Source organism: Corynebacterium sp. c24Ua_83, assembly GCF_039907245.1.
In the GTDB taxonomy this organism is placed as follows: domain Bacteria; phylum Actinomycetota; class Actinomycetes; order Mycobacteriales; family Mycobacteriaceae; genus Corynebacterium.
The window spans coordinates 83,037-94,455 of the sequence record NZ_JASBOI010000003.1 but is presented as its reverse complement, the minus strand read 5'-3'; the positions used below and the strand labels follow the sequence as shown (position 1 = coordinate 94,455).

At 65.9% G+C, this 11,419-nt stretch carries 9 protein-coding genes; 4 read left to right on the top strand and 5 right to left on the bottom strand.

The window, feature by feature from the left end; all coding sequences use genetic code 11:
• Nucleotides 1-10 precede the first annotated feature (10 nt).
• On the top strand, nucleotides 11-1,879 hold the full coding sequence (locus tag QKE30_RS03545; protein WP_347934130.1) for a pyruvate kinase: 1,869 nt from the start codon (nucleotides 11-13) through the stop codon (nucleotides 1,877-1,879).
• Nucleotides 1,880-1,909: 30 nt separating this feature from the next.
• On the opposite strand, the gene treZ is transcribed toward QKE30_RS03545, so the two are convergent.
• Nucleotides 1,910-3,637 carry a malto-oligosyltrehalose trehalohydrolase gene (gene treZ, locus QKE30_RS03540; protein ID WP_239201472.1) on the bottom strand — a complete coding sequence of 576 codons (1,728 nt, stop codon included), beginning with the start codon at nucleotides 3,635-3,637 and terminating at the stop codon, nucleotides 1,910-1,912.
• Between the two features lie 30 nt (nucleotides 3,638-3,667).
• Here treZ and QKE30_RS03535 point away from each other — a divergent pair, with 30 nt between their 5' ends.
• The 3 genes from QKE30_RS03535 to QKE30_RS03525 are packed head-to-tail and all read left to right on the top strand — an operon-like array spanning nucleotide 3,668 to nucleotide 5,042.
• Nucleotides 3,668-4,351, top strand: coding sequence for a YigZ family protein (locus tag QKE30_RS03535; RefSeq protein WP_239201477.1), 684 nt, complete (start codon nucleotides 3,668-3,670; stop codon nucleotides 4,349-4,351).
• A gap of 52 nt (nucleotides 4,352-4,403) precedes the next feature.
• Nucleotides 4,404-4,655, top strand: coding sequence for a hypothetical protein (locus QKE30_RS03530; protein WP_347934129.1), 252 nt, complete (start codon nucleotides 4,404-4,406; stop codon nucleotides 4,653-4,655).
• A 9-nt stretch (nucleotides 4,656-4,664) separates the two neighbouring features.
• On the top strand, nucleotides 4,665-5,042 hold the full coding sequence (locus QKE30_RS03525; protein WP_347934128.1) for a S4 domain-containing protein: 378 nt from the start codon (nucleotides 4,665-4,667) through the stop codon (nucleotides 5,040-5,042).
• A 17-nt stretch (nucleotides 5,043-5,059) separates the two neighbouring features.
• Here QKE30_RS03525 and QKE30_RS03520 read toward each other — a convergent pair whose 3' ends face one another.
• The 4 genes from QKE30_RS03520 to glgX are packed head-to-tail and all read right to left on the bottom strand — an operon-like array spanning nucleotide 5,060 to nucleotide 11,412.
• The gene (locus tag QKE30_RS03520) at nucleotides 5,060-6,043 is read right to left on the bottom strand and encodes a hypothetical protein (protein ID WP_239201487.1); all 984 of its coding nucleotides are present in this window, start codon (nucleotides 6,041-6,043) and stop codon (nucleotides 5,060-5,062) included.
• Between the two features lie 3 nt (nucleotides 6,044-6,046).
• Entirely contained in the window at nucleotides 6,047-8,395 is a 2,349-nt protein-coding gene (gene treY, locus QKE30_RS03515) for a malto-oligosyltrehalose synthase (protein ID WP_347934127.1), read from the bottom strand.
• Nucleotides 8,396-8,413: 18 nt separating this feature from the next.
• Entirely contained in the window at nucleotides 8,414-9,205 is a 792-nt protein-coding gene (locus QKE30_RS03510) for a BRCT domain-containing protein (RefSeq protein WP_347934126.1), read from the bottom strand.
• Nucleotides 9,206-9,207: 2 nt separating this feature from the next.
• Nucleotides 9,208-11,412, bottom strand: a complete 2,205-nt coding sequence (gene glgX / locus QKE30_RS03505; protein WP_347934125.1) for a glycogen debranching protein GlgX — start codon at nucleotides 11,410-11,412, stop codon at nucleotides 9,208-9,210.
• Nucleotides 11,413-11,419 lie beyond the last annotated feature (7 nt).

Genomic DNA, 11,419 nt, shown 5'->3' with positions numbered 1-11,419 from the left:
TCCCTTCACCATGCAGGTCAACAAGCAAGCCGTTCTAGAAGCGATCGAGGAACTCCTCGACGAACTCGATAGCCAAACCCTGCACTGGTACCCGGAGATCAGCGCCACCGCGCCGACCCACTTCGTCGGCGCCCGCAACCTGGTGCACTACACCACGTTGCGCACCAGCGGCCGCCGCGGCCTGCAGGGGAATCTGGAGAGCCTGGGCGCCACGCGCCTGTCCACTGCGGAGCCGGCGGTTAAGGCGCGCTTGCAAGCCGCGCACAACGTGGTCTCTGCTCTGGATGGTCGCTCGCCGCAGTTCGCTGAGGAGGATGTTTCTGACGCCATCGTGGGGGCCGATGAGCTGCTTGAACAGCACACGGAGGCTCTCTTCGGGGTAGAAGCTTTGCCAGGGGACTCCTCGTACATCATGGTCACCCTGCCGATCGAGGCCGCCTACGACCAGGAGCTGGTAGCCCGGCTGGTGGATTCCGGCATGGAGCTGGCGCGCATCAACTGCGCCCATGACGGGCCGGAGGTATGGAAGCGGATGATCGACAACGTCCGCGCGGCCGGTAAGGCCGCGGGGCGTTACATCCCCGTCAGCATGGACCTGGCCGGGCCGAAGATCCGCACCGGCCGCATCGCGCCGGGCCCGGCGGTGGTGCGCGTGCGTGTGCAGCGGGACGACGCGGGCACGGTCATCCAGCCTTGCCGCCTGTGGATGATCCCGGAGGATCGTGAGCTGGCTGAGGCCCCCATGGCGGAGAACACGCTGGGCCGCCCCATCGTGAGCGTGCACGTCTCCCGGGAGTTCTTTGATGCCCTGGAGGTTGGAGAGACGATCCGTGTGGAGGACGCACGCGGCAAGAAGCGGAAGCTGGGCGTCATTAAGAAAGACAGCGAGGGCGCCCTGGCGAAGGGGCAACAGAACATCTACCTGCAGCTCGGCGCGGAGCTGAAAACGGAGAACGCAAAGACGGCGGTGGGAGCGGTGCCACAGGTGCTGCAGAAGCTGCGGCCGCAGACCGGCGATAGGATTGTTTTGACCAGCGCCGACGTGGTGTGCGACCCGCAGGACGGTGACATCCCGAAGATCAGCTGTACGCTGCCGGAGGCAGTGCGAGCACTAGAGGTAGGCCAGCAGGTGCTGTTCGACGATGGCGCAATTGCGGCTAAGGTGGTGGGGAAGCGGGGAACCCTGGACACAGAGAGCACAGGGGGCACAGTAGGCACAGTAGGCCCAGAGGAGACGGTCGAGGCGGAGCTGCTGGTCACCCGCGGCGGGGCGAAGCTGGCGGAGTACAAGGGCATCAACCTGCCCGACACGGAGTTGCCGCTGCCGAGCCTGACCGAGGAGGATGAGGCCGCGCTGGCGTTCGTGGCCGAGCACGCGGACATGGCTGCAGTGAGCTTCATCCGCTCCCGCGAGGACGTGGCCTATGTGCTGGAGAAGTTCCATGAGCTGGGCGCCGACGACCTGGGCCTGGTGCTGAAGATCGAGACGATTCCGGCGTTCGAGAACCTGACCACCATCCTGCTGGAGGGCATGCGGCACGCGAAGTTCGGCGTGATGCTTGCGCGCGGCGACTTGGCAGTGGAGATGGGCTTTGCCCGCATGGCGGAGGTGCCCGGCCAGGTGATGGCGATGGTGGAGGCCGCGCACGTGCCGCTGATCATCGCCACCCAGGTGCTGGAATCGATGGCGAAGTCCGGGTTGCCTACCCGCGCGGAGATCACCGACGTGGCGTGGGCGCTGCGCGCCGAGTGCATCATGCTGAACAAGGGGCCGCACATTCCGGAGGCCATCGCGATCCTGCGGGAGATCGGCGTGAAGATGGACCGCTCGCAGCGCAAGAACCGCATGCTGCTGCACCACGTGCGCAGCTGGCAATAACCGGCCAACTAACCGGCCAGCTGCGGCTAGCTACTCGGCTCTGTAGCGCGCCTCCCACGGGTCGAGCCCCAGCCCATCGTGCGGCGCGTCGGCCAGGTTCACGGTCACCTTTACCAGCGATTCCGGGGCCTGGTAGGTCAGCTCGATCCAGCGGCCGTGCGCCAGCTCGTCGCCTGCGTCGACCGGCGCCACCGTCGGGTTCACTCCCGCCAGGGCCTCGCTAACCGGCTCTTCGCCGTCGGCCCACCAGCGGACGTCTAGCAGCTCCGCCTCGGCCAGGCGGTGGGTGCGGCGGAACTCCAGCAGATCCGTGTACCCGCGCAGCACCTCCGCGTGCGGGTGCTCCGTGCGCTCCGTCCACCGCAGCACACTGTTCCGGAAGGTTTCCTCCGCTGCCGGGTTCGGCACTTCCTTCGGATCCCACCCGGCGCGCGCGAACTCGCGCATGCGGCCCTCGCGGGTGGCCTGGTTGAGCTCCTCGTTCTCGTGGTCGACGAAGAAGGCAAACGGGGTAGAGGCTCCCCACTCTTCGCCCATGAACAGCATCGGGGTAAACGGGCTGGTCAGCACCAGCGTGGCCTTCGCCAGCTGCTGGTTCACCGACAGGTTCATGCTCGGCCGGTCGCCCGCCGCGCGGTTGCCGGTCTGGTCGTGGGTGGTCGTGTACGTCACGAAGCGCCACAGCTCCGGGTCCGTCACCGGCCTGCCGTGCGTGCGCCCGCGGAAGGAGCTATATCGCCCGTCGTGCCAGAACACTCGCTGGAACGCCGTGGCCAGCACCTCCACCGTGCCGAAGTCGGAGTAGTAGGCGTGATCCTCGCCGGAGACCACGGTGTGGATGGCGTGGTGGATGTCGTCGTTCCACTGCGCGACCTTGTAGCCCTCGGTGTACACGGGATCGTTCTGGTCGGATTCGGCCATGATCCAGGCGGGCTCGGCCGCGTCGCGGATCTGCTCGATTAGGCTCACCGCGCCCGTGTCGTCCAGCGCGTGCACCGCGTCCAGGCGCAGGCCGTCCACCCCGAACTCCTGGGTCCACTGGCGCACTGCCTCCAAGATGTAGGTGCGCACCTCGTCGGAATCCCGGCCCTGCAGGTTCACCACGTCACCCCAGCCGGTCGAACCACCAGCGGTGTAGGGGCCGAACACCCCGGTGTAGTTACCGTCGGGGCCGAAGTGGTTGTACACCACGTCCAACACCACGGCCAGGTCGCGGTCGTGGGCGGCGTCAATAAGTCTCAACAATCCGTCCGGACCACCGTAAACGTCCGTGACCGCGTGCCACATCACGCCGTCGTAGCCCCAGTTACGCTCGCCGCCGAAGGGTTGCACGGGCATGAGCTCGATGGCGGTGACGCCCACAGCTTTGAGCTCGTCGAGCTTGTCAATCGCGGCGTCGAAGGTACCCTCCGGGGTGAAAGTGCCGATGTGCAGCTCGTAGAGGACCTCGCCGCGCAGCGGGCGACCCAGCTGCTTGCGTGGCTTGTCGATTTGCCACACCTCGGACAGGCCGTGGATGCCGTCGGGCTGGCGCTTGGAGCGCGGGTCGGGGAAGACGGGGGAGCCGTCGACGGAGAAGCCATAGCGGTCGCCAGGGGTGGCGGGAACGTCGGCGAGGAACCAGTTATCCGCCTCGCGAGTCATGGGGATGCACTGTTCGGTGCCTGTGCTTGCGCCGGAATCGGTATCGGTGCTTGTTTGCGCAGGTTGCAGGACTAGTTCTACGTTTTCGGCCAGGGGAGCCCACACGGAATACATGTGTCCAACCCTAGCTGCGATAATGGGAGAATGCCTGACGATACAGCGCCGCAGAGCGCCTCCCACCCCGAACCCTCGTACGTCCGCCCGCAGCCGGGCAGGTACTCCTCGGAGGTGGAGATCAAACGCTCCCGCTTTATCGGCCTGGCCGCGCGCTGCGCCACCGAGGACGAGGCGCGCGACTTCATAGGCGCCATCCGCCGCGAGTACCCGGACGCGCGCCACCACTGCAGCGCGTTCGTGGTGCAGGTGGATGCCGCACAGCCCATCGAACGCTCCAGTGACGACGGCGAGCCTGCCGGCACCGCGGGCCAGCCCATGCTGGAAGTACTGAAGGGCTGGCACGACCCGGAGCCGCTGCAAGACGTGGCGGTCGTGGTGGTGCGCTACTTCGGCGGGGTGAAGCTCGGCACCGGCGGGCTGGTGCGCGCTTACCAGGAGGCCACCCGCGAGGTACTGCAGCAGGTGCCGTTAGAACTGCGCCGCCAGTTGGACCTGTACACCTGCGAGGTGCCGCACGCAGACGCTGGGCGCGTGGAAGCCGAGGTCCGCGCCGCCGGATACACCGTGGTGGGAGTGGAATACATGGCGGCGGCGGAGCTGGCGATTGCCTGCGAACCCGGCGCGCCGCTGCCGGATTTCCTGGCCAGTATCACCAGCGGGGCGGTGGAGGCCCACCTGGAGGGGCAGCGCTGGATCGAGGACGCGCTGTAGTTTGCTGTAGGTTATCGATCAGCCGCTGGACGATTAACTACACTGTCTAGACATGAGCAACTATGGCAACCTGCCCGCCAACCGCCCGGGCAACGATCCCATCTCCCAGCGCAAGGCGGAGGTCCGCAAGCACACCCGGAACATCCAGATCGCCGGTGGCATCGGCGCGGTCAGCCTGATCGGTGGCCTGACGATCCTGCCCACCACCTTTTTCGCCATCATCGTGCCGATCCTGGCGGTGGCGTTCATCGCCTACAGCGGCTTTCAGATCAAGGGCATTGTCGAGCACAAAGATCAGTGGTGACGCACCCCGTTGGCCAGCCCCGCAACCTCTAGCAAGGTCCGCATCGATGCCTGGGTGTGGGCCGTTCGCCTGTGCAAGACCCGTGCCCAGGCCGCCGCTGCCTGCCGCGCCGGGCACGTGAAGATCAACGACGTTTCGGTGAAGCCCGCCCAGCCGGTCGTGGTGGGCGACACGGTGCGCGTGTGGATCCACCACCGCGAGCACATCGTGGAGGTCACGCAGCTGCTCTCCAAGCGCGTGGGCGCGGAGCTCGCCCGCAAGGCCTATATTGACCATTCGCCACCCCCGCCGGTGATCCCCGCCATGCCTCGCCGGGACCGGGGAGCGGGCCGCCCGACGAAGCGGGAGCGCCGTCAGCTGGAGCGCTTCAAGCGCGGCGAGCTCTAGCTGGCTCTTTCTCGGGGCTAGCCAGTTTTCTGCCCCAGCTGCTGCCACCTGTTGCCTAGCCTGCCGGGGCGGGATTGCGCATTGTCGCCGATGTGTACCGTCTTGCGGATGTGCTCGCGCCCGTAGGCGAATAGCAGCATATCGTCCACCAGGCGCACCTGGCCGGGGTAGTACGGGTAGTTCATCGCCTTGCGCAGCGCCTTCAGCCGCTTCGGCGCCAGCAGCTCGCGGAGTTGCGCGACCGTCGTGATGTCGTGGGCGGCCAGCATCTCGATGGCGTAGTGGTAGTAGTCCACGCGCGAGGTTGGGTACTTCGACCCCACAATGCGGCTCAGCACGCGCGGCAGCGACTCCTCGTCGAGCGCCCCCTCGACCTCCTCGCCGGAGGTGCCGATGATGCCCGCGATCTTGTCGAACTGCTCATCCGCCAGCTCGATCAGCCCCGCGGCCAGGGTGAATGCGCGCTGCACCTCGGGGGAGCTGGTCTCTGGATGCTGCTGGTTCTTGTAGCGCACGTCGTGCTCGAACTCGGCCCATGCGTGCTGCAGCACGGTGCGTAGTTGTATCTCTATGTACTTTGGTGACGCCCCGTCCTCAGCCGCCCACGGCTCATCCTTAGCGGAGACAATCAGGTGTTGGCTGGCGTACCCGAAGCGCCCCTCGCGGGCGGTTTCGGCGGCCTTGTCGATCACTCGCACCACTGTGAACAGGCCGGATAGTGCGTCCTTGAGCTGCGGGATCTCCGAGGAGTGGAAGGTGATCACGCGCACGCCGATCACGTCGTGGGCGTCCGTAAACGAGTCGTAGTCCGGGTATGCCTCGTTGGCGAGTTTGCGGGCGAAGCTCGTCCGGTCCTTGATGCGGACGCTCACGCGGTCAAACGTGAGGCCGGCGTCATCAAGAACATCAATAATGTGGGCCTCCAGGTCGGCGGCGACGGTGGGGTGCGCCTGAATCCAGGTGTCGTAGTCCTGCAGTGCCCGGCGGGCTTTCTTGGCCAAGGCTTAAACCCCCATGCGCGTGAGGATCGCCTGGCCGCGCTCGCTAAACAGGCTGTCCAGCGGAACCTCGCCCTCCCACATGCTGCCGGAGAGGCGATCCTCCCACACACCCTCGGGCAGGGCTACAGTCGTGTCCGCCCAGCCGTCGCGGAGGATGTCCAGCGGGCGGCGGGTGACGAGCGTGATGACGTCCTCGCCGCGCAGGGTGCCCAGCACGTGACGCTCCATGGTGCCGGTAGCCATGACGGGCAGGTAGCTGACCTCGTCCAGCTCGAACTGGTTGCGGATCTGCAGGGCAGTGGTGATGACGTACAGGCGCTCGTCGTCGATGCTGCGCACGTCGCCGCGGGAAACGCGATCCAGGGCCTCCATCCGCTCGGCGAAGTCCACCTTGCGGCGGTTATCCGGGTCCACCAGCGAGTCGGTGAAGAACTCCGTGCCCTGGTAGATGTCCGGAATGCCCGGCCCCATGATCTGCAGCAGCTTCTTGGAGATGGAGACCACCTCCGCCGCCGGGGCGATCTCCGCGACGAACGCGGTGATGTCTTCGCCCTGATCGTCGATGGTGGAATCGATCCACTGGTGGATGGAGGTCTCGAACTCCTCGTTCACGTCGAACCAGGTGGTGTGCACACCCGCCTCGCGCATGGCCTTTTCCGCGTAGGCGTGGAGGCGCTCCCGCAGTTCGTCGGTGACGTTGCCGTCCACCGGCCATACACCGATCATGTTCTGCAGCAGGAAGTGGCAGGTGCCGCCGTCGACGTATTCGATGCCGTCGCACAGCTCAGCGAAGCGCTCGGCGGATTCGGTGATGCAGCTGATGCGGCTGCGCACGTCCTCCCCGCGCTTCGTGTCGTGGGTCGTGAGCGCGGTCATCGCCTTTGGCCACAGGCGGGCGCGCTCGGCCTGCAGTAGGTGGAACTCGGCGGGGGAAACGCCGAAGCGGCCCGGCGCACCGCCGACCTCCTGCAGGCTCACCAGGCGGGAGCCGCGGTAGAAGGCGGTATCCTCCACGCCTTTGGCCATCACCGCACCGCAGACCTGGGCGAAGCGCACGTTCGCCTCACCGCGGGAGATCAGGGCGGTGGCGATCAGGTCCAGCGCGTCGGCGCGCTCCGGGTAGCGGATGATCATTTGGGCGATCGCGGTGCTGGTCACGCGGGATAGGGATTCGTAGTCCGCGCGGTAGACCGGCATGGAGGCGATCAGTTCGATCAGGGTTTCGCGCAGCTCCTCGTCGGACACGGCCTCGCCGGAGGTGGACCAGTTGTCGCTGCGCACGGCGCGGGCCAGGCGGCGCACCTCGGCCGCGAGCTCCTGCCCGGCGACCTCGGACTTCAGCTCGTATTCGGCCTTCTCGAAGGCCTCTGCGTCCCACTCCGAGCCGGTCACGTCCAGCGCCAGGTTGGCCATGGTGCCCACGGCCGGGCGGTGAACGAACACGCCGTCCAGCTCGCGTAGCGCGTCGTAGCCGGTGGTGCCGTCGACCGTCAGGCGGGGATCCAGCGGCTCGGTGACCCCGAGGATCTTCTCCACCAGCAGCCAGCGCTCGTCGCCGATCAGCTTGCGCAGCTGCTTTAAGTAATTGAAGGGATCCGCCAGGCCATCCGGGTGGTCCACGCGCACACCGTCGATGATGTCCGCCGCGATCAGTTGGTTCAGGATGCGGTGGGAGTGCTCGAACACCACCGGGTCTTCCTGCCTCAAGCCCGCCAGCCCATTGATGCTGAAGAAGCGGCGGTAGTTGATCACCCCGTCGCGCCAGTACATCAGGCGGTAGTGCTGGCGGTCGTGCACCTCCTGCGGGGTGCCGCCGAGCGTGCCCTCGGCGATGGGGAAGCGGTTGTCGTAGTAGCACAGCACCGGTTCTGTGCCCTTTGTGCCCTCTTCGATCCGCAGTTTTGCGACATCGTCCTCGCTGCCCAGCACCGGCAGGCCCAGTCGCCCGCCCGCACCGTTGTCCTCGGACCAGTCCACGTCGAAGTATTCCGCGTACTCGGACTCCTTGCCGTTTTTCAGCAGGTCCCACCACCAGGGGTTCAGCTGCGGATCGTCCACGCCGACGTGGTTCGGCACGATGTCTAACAGCAGCTTGATACCTGCTTCGTGGGCCTTTTCGGCCAGGGATCGCAGACCGTCGATGCCCCCGAGCTCAGGGTTAATGACAGACGGGTCGGTGACGTCGTAGCCGTGGGTGGATTCCTTCGGCGCTTGCATCACCGGGGAGAGGTAGAGGTGCGAAACGCCGAGGCGGGAAAAGTATGGCAGGTGCTCTTCGGCATCTGCGAAGGTGAAGGCTTGGGTGGGGTCGGATCCAGGTCCGCGGAGCTGAAGGCGATAGGTCGCTGACATGCCCTCTAGGCTACTTGCCTACTTGATTAGCTGCAGGAACTCCTGGAAGCCGATGATCTGCAGCTCCTGGCCCTTATCCTGCAGCTCGCGGGCGCGCTTTTCCTTCGAGGTCATGGAGTGCCATTCGCCGACGATCAGCATCGTCGTCTTCTTCGTCACGTTCTTGGCCACCACACCGCCGCGGGAGGCGATCATGTCCCACACCTCGCCCTTGTCGTAGGGCTCCACGTCGCCGGTCACGCACACCGTCTGCCCGTAGATGGGGCCGTCGATGTCCGCCTCCTCGTTCGTCTCGGGGACTTCGTCCGGGGTGGCTACCTTCGCCCACGGCGCCGGCGAGCGCTGCTGTGTCTTCTTTGAGGTCTTCTTTGGTGACGCCCCCTCGTCCCCACCGCCGGCGGATTCAGCGGAGCTGACCCAGTCCGCGGCGGAGATCTCTGTGTTCTCAGTGCCCTCAGAGCCTGCAGAGCCAGCAGCGCCTGCCCCAGCAGATCCCGCCCCGGCATCTAGGGGGTAGCCGGCCTGCAGGTTGGTGAGCTGAAGATCCAGCGCGGCGAACTCCTCGGTCTGCGAGGGAGAGAAGTTCACGCGGGGACGTTCGGCGTCAAAAAGCAATTGGATGTACCCCGGCGAACAGCCTTCGGGCGCCTGCTTGTACCAGCCGATGAGCTCGTCGGCGGGGCGAGCGACATCCGGGTACAGCGAGGAAGCCAGCGGCGAGCGGGTCACCCGGATCTCCTCGGTGGAGAGGGTGACTTCCGCGCCGCGGGCGGGGAAGGTTGCGGGGGAGGGGGACGAAGCGGCGGCCATGCCTAGAGCTTGACCTCCGTGGTGATCGGGCGCTGCAGAACCACGGTGCTGCGCGCGTCGACCTCCAGAGTGTCGCCACCGGCGAACCGGCGAGTTTCCTCCGGCACGCCAGTCGGCTCCGCGGTATCCACGACGACGGTCCAGCTTTCCTCTTCGCTCGGCTCCACGTGCATCACCTTGTGGCGGCGCGGCAGCGTGAACGTGATCGGCTCGTGGTGGGCGTTGAAGCAGAAGATGAAGGAATCGTCCTCCACCGGGCGGCCCTGCGGATCCGGCTCCTCGATGGCCATGCCGTTGAGGTGAACCATCAGGGACTTACCGAAGTCCGCGTTCCAATCGGAATCGGACATCAGATCGCCATCCGGGGTGAGCCACGCAATGTCGCGCTTGGCCACGTCCTGGCCCAACGGGCCGCCCGCCAGGAAGCGACGGCGGCGGAACACCGGGTGCGCCTGGCGCAGGTGAATCAGATAGCGCGTGAAGGCGTGCAGATCCTTATCCATGTTTTCCCAGTCCATCCAGGCGATCTCGTTGTCCTGGCAGTAGACGTTGTTGTTTCCGCCCTGGGTGCGGCCAATCTCGTCGCCGTGGGAGAGCATCGGTGTGCCCTGGGAGAGCATGAGGGTGGTCAGGAAGTTGCGGCGCTGCTTGTCGCGCAGCTGCAAAACCTCTTCGTCATCCGTGGGGCCTTCCACGCCACAGTTCCAGGAGCGGTTGTGGCTTTCGCCATCGCGGTTGTCCTCGCCATTGGCCTCGTTCTGCTTCTCGTTGTAGCTGACCAGGTCGTTGAGGGTGAAGCCGTCGTGGGCGGTAATGAAGTTGATGGAGGCCGTGGGGCGCCGGCCGGTGTAAAGGTCTGAAGAGCCGGTGAGGCGGGAGGCGAACTCGCCCAGGGTGGAGGGCTCACCGCGCCAGAAGTCGCGCACCGTGTCGCGGTACTTACCGTTCCACTCGTTCCACAGGGCCGGGAAGTTACCCACCTGGTAGCCGCCTTCGCCGACATCCCACGGCTCGGCGATGAGCTTGACCTGGCTGACCACCGGATCCTGCTGCACTAGGTCGAAGAATGCGGAGAGGCGGTCCACGTCGTGGAACTCGCGGGCCAGGGTGGAGGCCAAGTCGAAGCGGAAGCCGTCGATGTGCATCTCCGTCACCCAGTAGCGCAGGGAATCCATGATTAGCTGCAGGGTGTGCGGGTGGCGGACGTTCAGGGAGTTACCCGTGCCCGTGTAGTCCATGTAGTGCGCCTCGTCGCCGTCGACCAGGCGGTAGTAGGCGGCGTTGTCGATGCCGCGGAAGTTCTGGGTGGGGCCCATGTGGTTGCCCTCGCTGGTGTGGTTGTAGACCACGTCCAGGATCACCTCGATGCCCGCCTCGTGGTAGCTGCGGACCATCTGCTTGAACTCCGCGATTGCGCCCTCGGCGCTGGGGGATGCGGCGTAGTCCCGGTGCGGAGCGAAGAAGCCCAGGGTGTTGTAACCCCAGTAGTTGCGCAGACCCATCTCGCGCAGGCGGTCGTCGTGGACGAACTGGTGCACTGGCATCAGCTCCACGGCCGTGACACCCAGGTCCTTGAAGTACTCCACGATCGAGTGGTGGCCCAGGCCGGCGTAGGTGCCGCGCAGGTGCTCCGGAACGTCCGGGTGGGTCATCGTCAGACCCTTGACGTGGGTCTCGTAGATGACGGTTTTGTGCATCTCAATGTTCGGACGACGATCGTGGTGCCAGTCGAAGTAGGGGTTGATCACGACCGAGCGCATCGCGTGCGGGGCGGAATCCTCCTCATTGCGCTTCTCCGGGTTATCCGGGTCGTTGATGTCGTAGCTAAACAGGGAGGCATCGCCGTCGAAGGCGCCGTCGAAGGACTTGCCGTAGGGATCCATCAGCAGTTTGGAGGGGTCGCAGCGCAGGCCACGCGCGGGGTCCCACGGGCCGTCGACTCGGTAGCCATAGCGCTGGCCGGGAACGATGCCGGGGAGGTAGCAGTGCCAAATGTCTGCGTCGACCTCCTCCATTTTCACCCGGGTCTCCGCGCCCTGGCTGTCAAAGAGGCAGAGTTCGACGGATTCCGCGACCTCTGTGAATAGGGCAAAGTTGGTCCCGTTGCCATCGAAAGTGGCGCCGAGGGGGTAGGGCTTTCCGGGCCACCCGATCAAAGGTTCGCCGGGCGCACGCAATCCACTTTTATCTGACAGTCCGAAAGTCATGGGCACC

Coding starts and splice junctions, on each gene's coding strand:
- QKE30_RS03545 (WP_347934130.1), top strand. CDS start 11: ATGCAGGTCAACAAGCAAGCCGTTCTAGAAGCGATCGAGGAACTCCTC.
- treZ (WP_239201472.1), bottom strand. CDS start 3,637: ATGTATTCCGTGTGGGCTCCCCTGGCCGAAAACGTAGAACTAGTCCTG.
- QKE30_RS03535 (WP_239201477.1), top strand. CDS start 3,668: ATGCCTGACGATACAGCGCCGCAGAGCGCCTCCCACCCCGAACCCTCG.
- QKE30_RS03530 (WP_347934129.1), top strand. CDS start 4,404: ATGAGCAACTATGGCAACCTGCCCGCCAACCGCCCGGGCAACGATCCC.
- treY (WP_347934127.1), bottom strand. CDS start 8,395: ATGTCAGCGACCTATCGCCTTCAGCTCCGCGGACCTGGATCCGACCCC.
- QKE30_RS03510 (WP_347934126.1), bottom strand. CDS start 9,205: ATGGCCGCCGCTTCGTCCCCCTCCCCCGCAACCTTCCCCGCCCGCGGC.
- glgX (WP_347934125.1), bottom strand. CDS start 11,412: ATGACTTTCGGACTGTCAGATAAAAGTGGATTGCGTGCGCCCGGCGAA.